An 18,061-nucleotide genomic window follows, 5' to 3' on the forward strand; every position below is an offset into this window, starting at 1 on the left:
TCTCATTTTTTATAAAGTTTTCAAACTAAAAAGCATAGACGTAATCCGTCTATGCTCTTACTCATCCATCTGTTCAACTGTAGGATCAATTCCTGCTTTATCTAATACAGCATGAACAACATTTCTTTCCCCACTTTCACTACCTTGTGAAGTACAAGTTGATAAAGTAATTACTGGATTTGATAAAGATTGATCAAAATCAACATTAATACTGCTTGTTTTTAACATTTCCTGATAAAAGGACTGAATATCAGTTACCGAAGTATTATATAGAACACTTTTTTCAGGAATAATATGTGCTGCCACTACCTTATATCTGCTTACCGTACCATCTGGTAAATAAATATAAATATATGGATGTTCATTTGCAAAATCTTGATCAGTATATGATTTAATATTATTAAACATCGAACCATTTTTCATATTATGACCATAAATAACTGTGTTTAAATCCACAAATGGATTTTCATTTTCACTTGCGATAAAAATGGAACCAGCTCTAAACTCTTTTTTATCAATATCACTATGAATATAAGTATCATTAGTCTCTCCTTGTAAAATTGGATAACTAACTTTTGTATCTGGGATATCGATCCACCCTTTAACATCAGGATTTCTTTTTAAAAGAGCATCAAAATCAATTTTTTTATATGATCCTTGTTCTGTTGTTTCTTCTGTTACATATGTCTCTTCGATTTTTTTATTACTATCATCCATCTGTTTATATTCTAGTAAAATTGATGCTAGATTATAAGCACTATAACAAAAAACACAAACACATATTAATAAAACAATTTTTCTAATTAAATCCTTAACTCCGGTTGGCTTTATTCTCTCAATAAAACTCTTTTTTTCTTTACTCATTATACATTAAACTTAAACAACATGATATCACCATCTTGACCAACATATTGTTTTCCTTCCTGTCGAATCTTACCAGCTTCTTTTAATGCATGTTCACTGCCATATTCAACCAAATCTTCAAAACTATAAGTTTCTGCTTTTATAAATCCTCTTTGAAAATCACTATGAATGATTCCTGCCATCTCTGGAGCACACATTCCTTCTTTAAAAGTCCATGCTCTTACTTCTTGTACACCTGCTGTAAAAAATGTTCTTAAACCTAATAACTTATAAGCTTCTTTAATTAGTTTATCTAAGCCGCTTTCTTCTATTCCTAAATCTTGTAAAAACAGATCTTTATCTTCCTTCTCCATTCCTACTAATTCACTTTCAATCTTAGCACAGATTGGTACAACATCAGCACCTTCACTAGATGCAAATTCAACTACTTTATTGTAGTGAGGATTACTTGTTGGATCCTCTAAATCTTCTTCTCCTAGATTCGCTACATAGATAATCGGTTTCATCGTAAGCAAAGTATATTGTTTTACAATTGCCATTTCTTCTTTTGAAAAATCAATTGTTCTAGCTGATTTATTTGCTTCAAGCGCTGCTTTTAATTTTTCTAAAATCGCAATTTCAATTTTTGCATCTTTATCTCCTGACTGTGCCTTTTTACCTAAACGGCCAATTCTTCTTTCAACCGTTTCCAAATCTGCAAAAATAAGTTCTAAATTAATAGTTTCAATATCTCTGATAGGATCCACATCACCATCTACATGGGTTACATCTTTATCCCTAAAACATCTTACTACCTCGCAGATAGCGTCAGTTTCTCTGATATTCCCTAAAAACTTATTTCCTAAGCCTTCACCTCTACTAGCCCCTTTTACAAGACCAGCAATATCTGTAAATCCAAATGTTGTGGGAACCGTTTTTTTAGGATTGATCATTTCTGTTAATTTATCTAATCGATAATCTGGTACCTCAACTACTCCTACATTAGGATCAATTGTTGCAAACGGATAATTTGCAGCTTCTACTTGTGCATTTGTTATTGCATTAAATAATGTAGATTTACCAACATTGGGTAATCCAACAATTCCTGCTGTTAATGCCATCTATATCACTCCATTCATATGCCCTTATATTCTACTTAATCTATTGTGAAAAAGCAAGTTTGTTTATTTTATTATAAAATTTCATCATCTTTCCTGCAATGTCTAAAAATAACTTATTGTAATTATTTTCTTTTTATTTTCTATTTTTTAATATATACTTGATATAACGATCACTGTTATATCAAGTAAGAAAAGAGGAAAATAATGTTTGATCAAATTGATATTCACGGCTGCACAATTAATGAAGCCAAAATTAAATTAGATAATTATTTAAACAGTCTTAATCCTTTGATCGATGAAGTTACAGTCATTCATGGCTATTCAAGTAAGATTTTACAACACTATGTAAGAAAACAATATAATCATAAAAAAATACTTCGTAAAATTCTAACTATGAATGCCGGCGCAACTATTTTAATTTTAAAAAGATAAGGAGTTATCATGGAACTATTTTATCAAAATATGCTACAACAAATTCGTAATCACCCAATTTTAGAAAATACAATTATTAGCTTTACTAAATATATACCGATCATTACTTTTATCATTTATCCTAGTATTTTAATTTATTTATTTATAACAAAAAACACACTATTATTTACAACGATAATAAAACCTTTAGCCTCTTTTGTTATTGTTACTATTTTTAGAAAGATCATAAATCGTAAACGCCCTTATGAAGCTATGAATATCGAGCCCCTATTAACACATAAAGCTGGTGAATCTTTTCCTAGTCGTCATACTGTTAGTGCATTTGCTATTGCTTTAGCCTGTTTAAATGTATATCTGCCTTTAGGCATCATAATGCTTATTTTAGCCTTTATCGTTAGTTTTTCTAGAATCTTATGTGGGGTTCATTATATAAGCGATGTAATTTGTGCAATTTTAATTGCCATTTTTGTAGCTATTTTATAATAATATGAGGTACAATAGAACTATAGCGAGGTAAAGCGAGGTAATATAAATGAAAAATAATTTAAATGTTTGGCAAGAATTATATACAGTTATCCAAGAGTGGAACAAAATAAAACCATGGACGTATATTGGGAGTAATGACTGGATCAAAATAAGTTTTGAAAATGAAGATAGTTTTTACTGCTCCATTATGGGACAGATGAATGACTGTATTGGGATTTCAATCTACACAGGTGATGAGGGTTATAGTGATTTAACATCTATTACTGTTGAAGCTGTCGACAAATCGGTAACAAAATATCTAATGTACGATCAAACGTGTTTAACTTTTTATATGGGAGATCGCGAAGAAGTTCCTACTCAACAAAAAAAGATTATTAAAGAATTAGGATTAAAATTTCGCGGACGTGGTAATTGGCCATATTTTATATCTTATAAGAAAAGATATTTCCCATATCACATCAGTGATGAACAAGCACAGACTTTCATTAAAGTAATCAAAAAGTTGATTGAAATTGTAACAGTCTATATAAATCATGAAATTGACGTTAAATTTAATGAGGAAGAAATTATTAATGCTTATCAAAGTAATGGACAATGGTTCTATGAACCTTTATGTTTACCAGAAGCATTTGATAAATTTACTCCAATTGAAATAGATGATGAAGATATTTTACAACAAATCCATTCGGCATCTGACAACAATCATGGTCTTATTATGGATTTAACATATTTGAATATTTCCATCTCTGATAAGAATTATCCACGTCCAATAAATTCGTTATTATTTATTGTTCTTGATGAAGAATCACAAATGATTCTTGGAACTCATTTGCTTGAACCTGAAGATGATGAAATTAATTTAATCTTATCATTTTTAGTAGACTATATTTTAAAAACCGGAAAGCCTAGTCGTCTTTTTGTTCGAAATCCAATTGTTTGGGCTGCAGTGGTAGATATTTGTGAAAAAATCGATATTGAATTAATTGTAACTTCATTACAAATGATTGATTCGATCACAGAAGATATGGTTACTGCTTTGAACAGATAAAACAATAAATCAAATTAGTTCAAGATTGAAAAAGCATGAAATTAAATTCATGCTTTTTTATTTATGCGCTCTTCTTTTCTTGTTTGCAACTAATATCATTAAAGCTACTGTTAATCCTGCTAATGAATATCCTAAGCTCGCACTATCTCCAGTCTTGATACTTGCCATTGTATCTCCGGCTTTTACTGCATTATTTTCTGGATTTGTTACTAATAATCCAGCTAAGGCACTTTCCATTTCTTCTACGGCTGTAGCCACTTCTTCTTCGGTTGCATTTTCATTTGCTAATGTTGCTTGTGCATTTGCCAATGCTTCTTCTACCACTTGCCATGATACCATACTGTAGTTAGCTTCATTTAAACTTTGAGCTCTACTTATTAAGCTGTTTAGTAAGTCCTTGCTTGGTTTTAATCTTAAATCTAAGTATGCTCTTACAATTGCATCATATGCTTCATTTACTTCATCCTGCATTGCATTTTCATCTGCCAATACATTGTTTGCATTTTCTAATCCTGGTGCAAATGCATTCCATGTAACTTCTGTATACATATTTACATCTAAATCACTTATACCATTTACAAATGCCTGTAATTCTGCTTTATCACCTTTAATAAATTCTAACATTTGAATTGCATTAGCTAAACGAGCAAATGCGTTATCAACTTGTGCTTGACTAGCACTATTATTAGCTAAAACTTCTTGAGCCTGGGCTAAAGCTGCATTAAATTTGGTTGCTACTACTGGTACAACTTTTTCTAATTGTTCTTCACTTACATTATTTGCAACTTCTACAGCGATTTCTAATGCTGTTTTATCAACAGTTTTAGGAATCAATACCTTAATAGCATCATTTAGTGCAGCTACCGCTTCATCAATTTCTGATTGTGTACTTGCTGCTTCCAACAATATATTAGCATTAGCTAAAATTGTTATGAAATTATCTTTTTCAACACCATCTTGATAGTTATTCAAATCAATTGTTTTTGCTGCTTCAATCGTTTCAATTAAAAGTGCTTTATTTATTTCCTCATTAATACCAACTATTCGTATTTCGGCTGCACTTCCAAACTCTCCTGAAGTTTCTATTGGAACAATTCTTACATTTGTTGCTTTTACTTTATCAAAAACAGCTACTTTCCAATCATTTGATTTATCCCACTCTCCTTGGTGAACTTTTTCATAAGTCTCTCCATTATCATTACTAATGTAGATTTCATATTTCAAAAACTTTCCATTATCGCCACTTCGTCGTGGTAAATAACGTACTCCACATACTGTTTCTTCATTAGCTAGTTGAATTTCAATCCAGCGATCTTTTATATCAACTATCCCGCCACTGTAATTTGTATGCCAAATACTACTTATATTATTATCTAACACATTCGCTGCCGGCCCTTCACTTCCACTTGTCGAATGCTGACTTTTAGCAATTGCTTTTTGTCCTTCTGTTGAAAGTATCTTACAATTACTCATACTTGTTACTTTAACTGTATAAGTTGTAGAATTAGCCTGCATTTCTGATTTCACAACAATTTTAACGTTTTTCTCCATCAATGCACTATCTAATTTTACTATATAAGTATCCCCATTCTCTACTTTATTGCCATCAACATATACTATAGCTTTTGAACTAGATGATACTGGTTTAATGCCAATTTGTCCAGCTTGTGCTCCAATATCCACAGAATAATCATAGACTGTCTTATCAAATTCTTTATCTAATTTGCCACTAGTTACCTCTAAATCTTTCAAACTGCTATCTTTATCAAGCGTACTTGTATCAACTGCATTTTCTTCAGTTACGATCCAGACTGGATTACCAGCTAAAACCTTTTCTTCTATAATACCATTATAAAAATTAACAGTTACTTTTTTATCATTTAAAAGTTTTACACTTACGTTTGAAACTACGTCTTCAAAAGGAGTAATAGTAATTAAATCATCTGTTACATCAACTGCTGCATTATAAGCTTCAAAAGTTCCATCGGCTTTTTCTACAACATATGCTTTTGTTAAAGCTACTTCACCCATCGCTTTAAACACTTCGTGAACATCGTTATCGCAGGCAGCTCCTTGAACAACGCTTCCTCCCATAGCAGTGTAGCCTGGTACCCATGTATTTTTTGGTGCTTTCCACCAATAACTGATCATTGGTACATATTCTTCGCCAATTGTTTTTCTAATATGTTTTCCTACGATCTTATCATCGATAGATGCTTCTTCATCTTTCACAAAATAATTTGTATCTCTTTGAGGATCAGCGATAAATGCCCAGTTTAATATCCCATCATAGCCCATCAACTGTGCACATGACCCCATGGCATTCATACCCCGTTCTAAATATTCTACATTTCCAGTTAATTCATAAAGATTAAATAAACCATATATATTCCATGCACTCCAGCCATGAGGTGAATTCATCATATTTGGTGCTGTAGATGTTAATCCCATTTCTACATCATATTGTGCTTCCCAAAATCTTAATGTTCCACCATTCATTCTTGAGTCTGGAATAATACTTTGTTGATGTGATGTATGACGATCCATATATTTTTCTGCTGCTTCAGCATATTTTTGTCTCTCTTTACTACCAGCTGGGAACATAAGAGCAAATTCACTCAATTGCGTAATAGAGCATGAATTAGCGCCATCTTCAAAAGTCGCTTGCCCTTCAGTATCAAAATTTCCATCAACCCGCACTAACTTATCCATTGCCTTTGTAAGAGAAGCCATATGTAAATCATAACGTTCTCTATAATATTCTCTATCACTTTCACTAAGAGTATTATCTTCCATTAAGTCTTTTTCAACATGAACTAATTCCATAATTGATTTAGCCGGATAAATAACTGAGGTATAATCAGTGCTGCCATTATAATAACCACCATCTGCTTTTTGTTTTGTCATTAAATAATCTGCCAATCCCTCAGCTTTTTTCAATGATTCAATATTTCCAGAACTTTGATATTGATCTACAAATATTCCCAATGTTGTTGAATGATTTTGAATTCGATTTTGCCATGAAGTTGGTAAACCAGTATCAGCATCATACATTAAAGGATATATTTCTTCAAATTTTTCATCAATCTGATTATCCCATACTGCATCTGGAAAATATTTTTTAGCTATATAAGCCGAATACATTCCATAATAAGATTCACCATGTGAAGTACCTTTTTGCGGTGCTTCTACAGCTGCTTCTCTTGCTTTTTTTATATACCATGACCAATCTTTACGAATGCTCAAATTCATTTCTGCTATATAACCCTCAGCATTTTCAGCTGTTATTTTATAAACACCTTCTAAGTTATCAGTAGCTTCAAAAACAGTTTTATAATTACCATCAGATTCCTTTTCAATATCTAATTTTGAAATATTACCTTCTGGATCTTCTATCGTCAGTTTATTATTTTTGATTGCTGATTTTGATAAAATCGTAATTTGACTTTGTTCTCCTTGTGCTAAGGTATACCGATCAGCATCAAACATTGGTAAATCAGTATTTTTGGCTATTACTTCTTTTACATCTTCAATTGCATTTAACGTTGTTACAGGCTTCAAATAAATATTCCATGTTTTCTCTTCACCAGGTGCTAATTTATCTAAATCCTGAGGATGTCTTTCAGGAAGTTTACCAGATTGAAGAACATCTAAAGATGCTGAATAAATACGATGAGCACCACTTTGATAATCTAAAGTATAAGAAGCAACAGGATTATCAGTTGCAATTGTCATTAATCTACCTGATGGTGTTGATAAATATCCCCAGGCATGTGTTTTTTCACATCTTAGCAAAGTAGGGAATAATTGATCATTGTAATCTGGATATTTTTCAAGATATGTATTAAATCCTAGCTGAATACTTGCCTGATCTATTTTAGATTCTTTATCTAAATTGTTTTTTATCGCAGCACTAACTACCATTTGATCAAGTTCATTTACACTATAACCTATTGTAAATGTTAGATTCTTCCCATTATTTTTATAAGTCCCAGTGTAAATCATATTTCCTTGATCATCTTCATCAACAGACGAAAGAATAACTTTTTCGCCATTAAGAGTCCAAACAAAACCACTATACTGATCTTGACGAACTGGAATATTATACATTTCATTAGCAATTTTAGTTTTTAATTCAGAAATCTCACCACCACTATGATTAATTATCCAATTATCTGTTTTAATTGTCTCATCTATATTTACTGGTGCTTCATCAGATACTGTAATCACACTAACATTCATATTTGACCAAGTAGGATCGTATCCTTTTGTAACAGTAGCCCGTATTTTTACTTCATCATTTAATTGAGATGTTTTATATTGAATTCTAGCTACTTGATAATTGGTTGTATCAGGTATAGTACTTGAGCTTCCAAAAGAACTACTATATTGTACAGTATCATTTACCAAAACTTCTAATTTTACATCAGCAGCCCATGCTCCAGCATAAAAATTTATATATTTCATTTCTTTACTTCCAGGAAGTTTAAATTCTATTCCACTTCCTTCACCTTGAAACACATAAGCTTTATGACCATTATTTTCTTCTACAGGACTTATCCCGTCATTATATGAAAAAGCTGTTTTTGTTTTTTCGCTAATTGGTATTCCTTGAGCTTTCCCAATCAAAGTAACATCACTTATCAAATGAGTTTCTACATCTTTACGATTATACTCACTTAATACAGAATCATTAAGATATAACCAGTCAATATTTCCTTCTTCGCTAAGATTTACTGCTGAAGGTGCAGTTTTCATTATACCACCAATAATACTACCATCATCTTCTATGCGACGAGTTCCCAATGTAATACCGCCAATGTTCATATTACCCCAGTTATTATCGTATGTATGATTTACTTTTATAATAACTTTTACTGTATCATCAACACTATCAGTATGATAATCAATTTTCAAAGTTTGATATTTAGCAGGACTTCCTGGTGTAGTATCATTACTTCCAAAAATTTCTGTATAAGCTTCTTCACCATTGATTTCTACAGTGACTTTAATATCCGCTGCCCATGCCCCTGTATAAACATCTAAACATCTGTTTTCAACACTTCCTGGAACTTTAAAAGAAAAACCATTATTTGTTCCTGTAAATACCAGTCCTTTTTTATTTGTTTCAGGAGACATTAAATCAGACATTCCATCACTATAAACAAAATTTGTCTCTACATTAGTGGTAACATAATCGCAATTACCAATTAAAGTCATTTCTGTAATTCCTGCATCTAAGACATTTTTGCGATTAAAACTGCCAAATTGTGCTGAATCCATATGAATCCAATCAATATCTCCCTGCTTTGATAAATTCACATATTCTGGTGCTTTTATCAATTCACCTTGTACTAATCCTTCACTTAAAGAAGATCCATAATCCTGTTCTTTATCTGATAAAGCGATTCCCTGAATACTTTGGTTACCATACGTAGTATCAAATACTTCTATTGTCTTGATCACTACTTTTACTTCATCTGATTCACTGTCTGTATAATAAGAAAATTGCGTTAAATAACTTTCAGCGCCACTCGTTGTCGCTGTTTTACCATGAATATTAGAATATTGTATTTTATCATTGATATAAACAGTCAATTCGACTTGTGATGCCCATGATCCAGTAAATACCGATACATATCTTTTTTCAAGACTGGCTGGCAAAATAAAAGATGTCATTCCTCCTAGACCATTGATAACCTGTCCTTTATGATTATCACTGGACGAACCGGAATAAACAAAATTTGTATCCGTATCATTCATAATTTGAGCAAGATTACCTTCTAATTTAACATCTCTAATCTGATTTATAGCTGATCCTGCCCATTGAGATTGTGTTTTTACATTACAATGAATCCAGCCAAGATTTCCATTTTCTTCTAAATTAGCAGTAGCTGGAGCTCGTTTTATTGTTCCCTCCACATAATCAGATTGCTCAAGATTTGTTTTTCCAACTGCTGCAACTGGTAATTTAAAAGTCTGTAATCCTGTAACTGTCATTACCATTACTAATAAACAAACTCCTATTTTTTTCCAAATCTTTCTTCCCATAAATATCCTCCTTTTATTCGTATTAACTTTATTGTATTTTCCCTGATTTATTGCCTTTTTATCTGTTGTTTTCCCTCCTTTATACAAACACTTCATCTTTAATCATGATATCATTTGTAAGCGCTTACGTCAATTCTTAAAAAAACAACAAATAATGTTTAACACTATTTGTTATTTATAAACTTTTAAAAATAATTAAACTACTTTCTTTGTTTCAAATAATTTTTTAAAATCAAAGAACGCTACTAAAACTCCTAAAGCAATTAACAAAATTGCAAAAATCAATTGCAATCCTGATGTTAAAAAATCAATCGTTCCGGTAGTCATCCATGTATTAATAATATTATATACTGAAATACCTAATGAACTTAATGTAACAACTAACATTATACACATTGGAATATATAACATAAAGCCTTTACGACCAGTAACCTTTAAAAATACTGATAACGAAATTAATACCATTGCTGCTAATAATTGGTTTGCAGAACCAAATAATGGCCAAATATTATTGTAACCACCAAGTGACAATAAATAGCCACAGAAAAGTGTTAAAATCGTAGCAAAATACTTATTTGTAAGTAATTTATTTATACTTGAAGCTTCTTGTGAATTTGAAACTTCAAATAATTCTTGAAATGACAAACGTCCAATTCTTGCAACCGCATCTAATGATGTAAGTGCTAAAGCTGATACAAACATTGTCATAATGCAAATACCCCATTCTTGAGGTAACCCAAGTTTTGAAACAAAAGCTGTGACTCCTACTGAAAATTTAGTAAAAGGTGTTGCTCCTTCAGCAGTAACCAATGAAGCTAATTGATCTGTTAATACTCCATCACTTACTAATTGAGTCAAAGATCCAACAACCACTACTACCAAAATAGCAAGTAATGATTCTAATAACATTGAACCATAACCTACTTGTAACATATCTTTTTCATTCTTTATTTGTTTACTGCTTGTTTCAGATGATACTAATGAGTGAAAACCAGAAACTGCTCCACATGCTATTGTAATAAATAATGTTGGAAATAAATAACTACCTGATTCACTCTTAAATCCTGTAAATGCAGGAAGTGAAATAGTTGGATTATAAAAAATAACGCCAATTACTGCAGCAGCAATCATCCCTACAAATAAAAATGTAGTTAAATAATCTCGTGGTTGTTTTAATAACCACATTGGTGTAACTGATGCAAAGAAAATATAAATAAAGACAATATAGATCCATGTATTTTTACTTAAATAAATTGGACATGCAATTCCACCAATCAACATTAAAATAATTAATCCAATTCCAATCAATGCTTGTACTTTACCACTTACATGATATTTCTTCAAAAAGAATCCAAAAACAATTGCCACAACGATATATAACATTGAAATTGATGCTGCAGCAGCATTAGGTTGTAATTTTGAACCATCAACTGCCGAAAAACCATTAAACGTTCCAGCTACCATATCTGCAAAAGCAGCGATAACTAATAATGTAAATAACCAGCAAAACAAAAAGAATAATTTCTTACCTGTTTTTCCAATATATTCTTCAATTATTCCACCCATTGACTTTCCATTAGACTTAACAGATGCATATAATGCTCCAAAATCCTGAACAGCACCAAAGAAAATTCCCCCAACAAGAATCCATAATACAGTTGGTACCCAACCAAACATTAATGCCATGACTGGTCCTGTTACAGGTCCCGCTCCAGCAATCGATGAAAATTGATGAGCAAATACTTCCCACTTACTACTAGGAACAAAGTCTACCCCATCATCATTTTTTACAGCTGGTGTTTTTGCTTTTGAATCTACACCCCAAGTTCTTTCAAGATAACGTCCATATCCAAAATAGGCTGCTAATAACGCTACCATAGAAATTAATAATAATAATAATCCATTCATCAATATTCCCCCTTCATACTATTTTATAACATTTATTAGAATACGCTCATAATTTTTGTTTGTCAACATAATAATTTATTACTAAAATATATTATTTTCGAACTTAAAAAGTGATAAAATAGACATCTTATCACTTTCCTAAATTAAATTGACTATTATATAAATTATAATAATATTCCTTTTTTCTCAATAACTCTTGATGTGTTCCTTGTTCTAAAATTCTTCCTTTATCCATAACTAAAATAATATCTGCATTTTTTATCGTTGATAAACGATGCGCAACAATAAAAGTTGTTCTTCCTTCCATCATGATATCAAAAGCTTCCTGAATCTGTAATTCAGTTCTAGTATCAATCGAACTCGTAGCCTCATCAAGTATTAACATCGGTGGTTTTGTCAACATGATTCGAGCAATGCAAATTAATTGCTTTTGCCCTTGAGAAAGATTACCCCCATTTTCATCAATTATTGTGTCATAACCATCTGGTAAATTCATAATAAACTTATGCACTCGAGCCTTTTTAGCTGCAACAATAATTTCATCATCAGTAGCATCATTTTTACCATAAGTTATGTTTGCTTTTATACTTCCCTTAAAAATCCATGATTCCTGTAATACCATCCCATATAATTTTCGAAAATAGTCTCTTTCCATATCCATCGTATTTATACCATCAATACTAATCGAACCACTATTTAAATCATAAAAACGCATTAATAAATTTATCAATGTTGTCTTACCACAACCTGTCTTCCCTACAATAGCAATCGTCTGTCCCGGTTTAGCTTCTAAATTTAGATTTTCAATCAATGTTACATTTGGATCATAACTAAAAAAGACATTTTTTAAAGTTACATTACCTTGAACACTATTTATTACTTGAGGATCAGTTACAGGAGTTTCTATTGTCTCATCCAACAAACTAAATACTCTTTGACTAGCGGCCAAAGCTGTTTGCATCTCTGTCATAACTGAAGAAATCTCATTAAATGGTTTAGTATATTGGTTAGCATATGTTAAAAAGCTTGATAATAAACCAACACTAAAATGGCCATTTAAAACACTTATCGCTCCAAACACCCCAACTGCTCCATATACTAGACTATTTACGAAACGTGTCGTTGGGTTGATCAATGCCCCATAAAACTGTGACTTAACACCACTAATATGCATCCGCTGATTTATTTCTTTAAATCTTTCTTCATTTGTTTTCTCGTAATTAAAAGCTTTGATAATTCGCTGATTCCCTATCATTTCTTCAATATAACCATTCATTTCACCCCGAAGTTCTAATTGTTCTTTAAAATATATGTGTGTCCTTTTTACAATTAATGAAGCTACTAATAATGACAGTGGGGTTAAAATGATTACGACAGAGGCAATCGAGATATTAATTAAACACATGATTATGATCGTACCAATAATCGTCGCAATACCAGTAAATAAACTAGTAAAACTTTGTAACAGTCCAGTTCCAATTAAATCGATATCATTGATTACTCGCCCCATAATATCACCATGGGGATGACTGTCAATATATTTTAAAGGCAATAAGTGAATTTTTTCAAATACACGATCTCGAAGATCATTTGTAATACTATATGTAATCTTATTTGTCAACTGCCCTAAAACCCATTGCACTAAAGCTCCAGCTACGATTACAATTACAATAATCATTAATTGCTTTAATAAAGCATCAAAATCCACCTGATTTATTCCTATTAATAAATCGATTGCCCAACCTAATAATACAGGTGTAATCAATGATAAACAGACACTAAAAAATGATAAAACAAGAATTCCTAGCAAAATCAAACGATATGGCTGGCAATATGTTAATAATCTTTTAATTGTTTTTTTATCCACGATTACCACCATCCCTACTATGTTGCGAATCATAAATTTCTTGATATATTTTACAATTTTGCAATAGCTTTTCATGATTGTCGAAACCAACCAACTCTCCATGATATAAAACAATTATTTTATCAGCCTGTTCTACTGAGGCGGTTCGTTGCGAAATAATTATTTTTGTCATATCCAATTTTTTTAACTCTTGTCGCAATTTAAAATCAGTAGCATAATCAAGAGCACTTGAGCTATCATCTAAAATTAAAATTTGCGGATTTTTGACCAAAGCTCGAGCGATAGTCAATCGCTGTTTTTGTCCTCCCGAGAGATTTTTTCCTCCTTGTTCAATCATTGTATCTAAACCATCAATTTTATCTTCAATCATCTCTTTACCCTGAGCAATCGTTAAAGCACGAACCAATTCATCATCTGTTGCTTCATGATTTCCTAAACGAAGATTATCTCTTATCGTTCCAGAAATCAAAGCAGCATATTGTGGTACAAAACCAATAAAACTACGTAATGCTTGAAGGTCATAGTCTTTTATCGATCTTCCATTAAGTAAAATTTCTCCCTTAGAAGGATCATAAAAACGTGCCATTAAATTCACCAATGAACTTTTACCAGCTCCTGTTCCACCAATAATTCCAATTGTTTCTCCAGCTTTAATGGTAAAGTTCAAACTATTTAAAACATTCTTTTTATCATAAGCAAAACTTACATTTTTGAACTCAATACAATTATCATTCTTTATCCAGCTTTTTTCTTGACCGTCACTACTAACTTCTGGTTTAGTTTCAAGAACTTCAAAAATTCTAGTATAGCTAGCTCCGGCTTTATTATAAATTGATAATACGTTTGCAAAAACGATCAGTGCTAATAATATTGAATTCATATAATTTACCAGTGCAATAATTTCACCTTGTGATAAACCACCAATATTTACTTCAACACCACCAAAATATACTATTAATACAATTGCAATATTAACAATCAAATATGTAAAAGGATTTAATAAAGCCTGAATCCTTCCTACTTTTACTTGAATGTCTTTTTGACTTTTAGTTTCAAAATTAAATTTGTGAATTTCTTTATTTTGGCAGGTAAACGCACGAATAACTCTTATTCCTTCTAGATTTTCTCTAACTATTAAGCTTATTTGGTCTAATTTTTGTTGGACACGGTTAAAATATGGCATTGAAATTATAGTTATCATCAACATTACTATTGCCAAAATAACTGCTCCCACAATAAAAATAGAAGCTAATGGACCGCTGATTAAAAAAGCTAAAACTAATGAACCAATCATAATAAATGGAGCACGTGACGTTAATCTTATTGTCATTGCTATCGCTAACTGTATCTGGACAACATCATTGACTAAACGAGTCACTAAAGTCGGCGCATTTAATTTATCAAGGTTATGATGATCATAACAATTTACCTGATGATACATATCTTCACGTAATTTAGTGCCCACACTTTGAGATGTGACTGATGCATAATATTGACATACTAATGCAAATAAATAACCAGCCACAGCCAATCCTACCAAGATTAGACCTCTTATTAAAATATAATTTTTATCATTATTTTTAATTCCAACATCAATAATATCTGCCATTACTAAAGGCACCATTAATTCCAGTGCTGCTTCAGCAATCTTAAAAACAAATCCAATAATAGCTGGAAGTCGATATTCTTTTACATATCTCATTAATTTCATTATCTAACCCCCTAATCTTGATTTATTATACCCCATCTCTTCATAAATACAAAAAAATTATAATATATCTAATATTAAATACAAACATAAATATAGCGTCCAAATTTTACATACTCAGTCTTTTTTCTGATACAGCCATCAATAATTAAAAAACCAGCTTGATTAATTTCCTGACTCATATCTTCATAAGTTACAATAACCATCTTATCACAGATTTTTCGGGCAGATTGAATCAGTTTACATTGTTCTTCATACGTGATCGGAGTATATAAGTTATAAGGAATATCCATTATAGCTACATCATAATGTTTATTTAAATCATGTATGCTTACTTTGTTTATTAAATATTCGTCATATCCAAAATATTTTAAATTTTTTCTTGCCAGCCAAGATATTTCCCGAGAAATATCAAAACCTTCAATATCTAAACCTAAAGCTAATCCCTCTAGAACTACAGTCCCCATACCACAACACGGATCAACGATTCTCACCTGATCTTGATTGCCAGCAGCAATATTAACTAACGTTCTCGCTAAACGAATATCTAGTGAATTCGAAAAAGTATTTGGCTTATCATCATGTTTTTTCCATGAGGGAACACCATGATGATAATAACCACATATCCAGCTGCTTGCCAATTTTGTAATTGCAATCGTATGATCAGGTTTGGACATATTGACACTACCTTCAATTGCCCATGAGATATCTTTACATTTTTGTAAACTTTCTTGATAATCAACATGTGTGATTTGATTTTTCAAATAAATCACTTTAAAATTTTGATATTCCTTATGTAAATTTTTTATTTGTTTAATAAGTTGATCAAAATCATTATTAATCTGCCAAATATCGATTTTAGCTTTCACAAAGACACTTTTATCAACACTATAGTTTAAATTACTCAAATAATATTTACTTTTGAATTTATCTTTAAATAAAGCTCTAAACTCTAGAGCACATAACTCTTTATCCTCAGGAGGATAATTAAAAACATATAAATACTTTTTCATATAACTCCTCTTATTTGTATCGATCCTTTAATTATGATATAGTAACAGTACTTGGAGGTCAACTATGCAATTTATTCATTCATTAAAAGAACGTTTTTCTAAGGAACAGTTGATGATCATTGCTACTGCCCTTAGCCTATCTACACCTTTTTATATTTGTGTTCCATTTTTATTACTTGAAACATTGTATTTATTGTACACTAAAAAAATCACTAATGCTTTTAAAAGCACTCCAAAATCTAAGTATTTGATTATTTTTATGTCATTATCTTTAATTGTTTCTTTGTTTTATCAAAATTGGATCGGTATAGGTTGTATTGCATTAATTTTTATTTCTGTTTCATTGATGCTCTATTATCGAAAATATATTAATGTTGAAGTATTTGAATTTATTTTAGATATGCTAATAGCCTTATCTATTTTATGGGCTATCTATGGTTTATACGAACAAACGCAGATCTTACAGCGCCTTGGCTATGATCATTTTACATTAAAGGTTTTTAGTCGGCGTGAAAATCGACTTAATTCTGTTTTTTTCAATGCTAATTATTATGCTATGATGATTGAATTTATTATTATGATGATTGGTTATAAGTTTTTTGGAACAAAAAACATAAAAAAACAAATATATTATTTTATTGTTGCAGGAATAAATCTTTTCTTATTATACATGACTGGTTGCCGAACTGCATTTATTGCCACAGCAGTAGCTGTATTAGTTTTTTTGATAATTAATAAGAATTATCGAATTTGTATGCTGATTGCTGTTATTTGTATTATAGGTTGTATTTACTTTGCTATTAATCCACAACAATTTCCAAGAGTTGAAAAATTAATTGATAATTTTACTGTAAGAAAAAAAATATGGCATGCTGCTATTGAAGGAATTAAAGCACATCCATTATTTGGTCAAGGACCAATGACTTATATGATGATTTTTGAAAAGTATAATGGTCATGCTACTCAACATGCACATAGCGTTTATCTTGATCCTGTATTATCATTTGGAATCATTGGGATTACTACTCTTATTCCCTATGTAGTTGATAATTGTAAAAGATTATTTGAAGTATATAAAAAAAGACTTAATCTTCGTTATGTTGCTTTAGTGATTGCCTGTATTGTAGTTATTTTATTACATGGTCTTTTAGATTATACAATCTTTTGGGTTCATACTGGCTTGTTATTTTTAATGATTGCTTCATCATTTGAAATGTTCAATCATAATTAAAAAGAAGTTGTAAGATTTCAATCTACTAATTTAACGATATTTATGAATTAGAAATCTTGAAATATTGGTAATCGAAAATAACTAAGAGTTTTAAAAATTTTAATCATCGATTAAGATGGGGTAAAAATCGCTCCATCTTTTTTACTGTTATTCATATAAAATACACCTCCTGACCTAAACATATAACAGCCGGAAGAAATATTCAAAGTAACAGTTATGGGAAAATAAGTTTATGTATAAATCGTCATATTGTTGACTGAAATACGCTGCATAAACATGGTGTGATATTCGTAAAAGTAATTCAGTATAAAATCAAAGTCATAAAAATCAGATACTCTAAAAACACTCAAAAA

At 30.9% G+C, this 18,061-nt stretch carries 11 protein-coding genes; 4 read left to right on the forward strand and 7 right to left on the reverse strand.

Annotated features, from left to right (window positions below; all coding sequences use genetic code 11):
- Positions 1-57: 57 nt before the first annotated feature.
- The gene (gene srtB, locus BR82_RS0104570) at positions 58-864 is read right to left on the reverse strand and encodes a class B sortase (RefSeq protein WP_027089217.1); all 807 of its coding nucleotides are present in this window, start codon (positions 862-864) and stop codon (positions 58-60) included.
- Complete coding sequence (gene ychF / locus BR82_RS0104575) at positions 864-1,964, reverse strand: redox-regulated ATPase YchF (RefSeq protein ID WP_027089218.1); 1,101 nt, start codon at positions 1,962-1,964, stop codon at positions 864-866. Before ychF ends, srtB begins: the two co-directional genes overlap by 1 nt.
- 204 nt (positions 1,965-2,168) lie before the next feature.
- Here ychF and BR82_RS0104580 point away from each other — a divergent pair, with 204 nt between their 5' ends.
- From BR82_RS0104580 to BR82_RS0104590, 3 genes are read left to right on the forward strand one after another with little or no spacing between them, the layout of a single operon-like run.
- A complete protein-coding gene (locus BR82_RS0104580; protein WP_027089219.1) occupies positions 2,169-2,396 on the forward strand; it encodes a Smr/MutS family protein in 228 nt (75 codons plus the stop codon).
- A gap of 9 nt (positions 2,397-2,405) precedes the next feature.
- Positions 2,406-2,879 (forward strand): phosphatase PAP2 family protein, encoded by a 474-nt coding sequence (locus BR82_RS0104585; RefSeq protein ID WP_027089220.1) that lies wholly within the window; start codon positions 2,406-2,408, stop codon positions 2,877-2,879.
- Between the two features lie 49 nt (positions 2,880-2,928).
- Positions 2,929-3,930, forward strand: a complete 1,002-nt coding sequence (locus BR82_RS0104590; RefSeq protein ID WP_027089221.1) for a DUF7309 domain-containing protein — start codon at positions 2,929-2,931, stop codon at positions 3,928-3,930.
- Between the two features lie 57 nt (positions 3,931-3,987).
- Here the strand turns inward: BR82_RS0104590 and BR82_RS0104595 are convergent, their stop codons facing one another.
- The 5 genes from BR82_RS0104595 to BR82_RS0104615 all read right to left on the reverse strand — a co-directional run bounded on the left by BR82_RS0104595 (position 3,988) and on the right by BR82_RS0104615 (position 16,477).
- Positions 3,988-9,981: a discoidin domain-containing protein gene (locus BR82_RS0104595; protein WP_027089222.1), complete on the reverse strand. Its 5,994-nt coding sequence runs from the start codon at positions 9,979-9,981 to the stop codon at positions 3,988-3,990.
- Between the two features lie 195 nt (positions 9,982-10,176).
- Positions 10,177-11,889, reverse strand: a complete 1,713-nt coding sequence (locus BR82_RS0104600) for a carbon starvation CstA family protein (protein ID WP_027089223.1) — start codon at positions 11,887-11,889, stop codon at positions 10,177-10,179.
- Between the two features lie 130 nt (positions 11,890-12,019).
- Entirely contained in the window at positions 12,020-13,756 is a 1,737-nt protein-coding gene (locus BR82_RS0104605) for an ABC transporter ATP-binding protein (RefSeq protein WP_027089224.1), read from the reverse strand.
- Positions 13,749-15,467 (reverse strand): ABC transporter ATP-binding protein, encoded by a 1,719-nt coding sequence (locus BR82_RS0104610; RefSeq protein WP_027089225.1) that lies wholly within the window; start codon positions 15,465-15,467, stop codon positions 13,749-13,751. Before BR82_RS0104610 ends, BR82_RS0104605 begins: the two co-directional genes overlap by 8 nt.
- A 74-nt stretch (positions 15,468-15,541) precedes the next feature.
- Positions 15,542-16,477 carry a TRM11 family SAM-dependent methyltransferase gene (locus BR82_RS0104615; protein WP_027089226.1) on the reverse strand — a complete coding sequence of 312 codons (936 nt, stop codon included), beginning with the start codon at positions 16,475-16,477 and terminating at the stop codon, positions 15,542-15,544.
- 64 nt (positions 16,478-16,541) lie between these two features.
- Here BR82_RS0104615 and BR82_RS0104620 point away from each other — a divergent pair, with 64 nt between their 5' ends.
- Entirely contained in the window at positions 16,542-17,708 is a 1,167-nt protein-coding gene (locus BR82_RS0104620; protein WP_027089227.1) for an O-antigen ligase family protein, read from the forward strand.
- The last annotated feature ends 353 nt before the right edge of the window (positions 17,709-18,061 follow it).

This window comes from Thomasclavelia saccharogumia DSM 17460 (genome assembly GCF_000686665.1).
GTDB classification, from domain to species: domain Bacteria; phylum Bacillota_I; class Bacilli_A; order Erysipelotrichales; family Coprobacillaceae; genus Thomasclavelia; species Thomasclavelia saccharogumia.

Coding starts and splice junctions, on each gene's coding strand:
- BR82_RS0104610 (WP_027089225.1), bottom strand. CDS start 15,467: ATGAAATTAATGAGATATGTAAAAGAATATCGACTTCCAGCTATTATT.
- srtB (WP_027089217.1), bottom strand. CDS start 864: ATGAGTAAAGAAAAAAAGAGTTTTATTGAGAGAATAAAGCCAACCGGA.
- BR82_RS0104580 (WP_027089219.1), top strand. CDS start 2,169: ATGTTTGATCAAATTGATATTCACGGCTGCACAATTAATGAAGCCAAA.
- ychF (WP_027089218.1), bottom strand. CDS start 1,964: ATGGCATTAACAGCAGGAATTGTTGGATTACCCAATGTTGGTAAATCT.
- BR82_RS0104590 (WP_027089221.1), top strand. CDS start 2,929: ATGAAAAATAATTTAAATGTTTGGCAAGAATTATATACAGTTATCCAA.
- BR82_RS0104585 (WP_027089220.1), top strand. CDS start 2,406: ATGGAACTATTTTATCAAAATATGCTACAACAAATTCGTAATCACCCA.
- BR82_RS0104615 (WP_027089226.1), bottom strand. CDS start 16,477: ATGAAAAAGTATTTATATGTTTTTAATTATCCTCCTGAGGATAAAGAG.
- BR82_RS0104600 (WP_027089223.1), bottom strand. CDS start 11,889: ATGAATGGATTATTATTATTATTAATTTCTATGGTAGCGTTATTAGCA.
- BR82_RS0104620 (WP_027089227.1), top strand. CDS start 16,542: ATGCAATTTATTCATTCATTAAAAGAACGTTTTTCTAAGGAACAGTTG.
- BR82_RS0104595 (WP_027089222.1), bottom strand. CDS start 9,981: ATGGGAAGAAAGATTTGGAAAAAAATAGGAGTTTGTTTATTAGTAATG.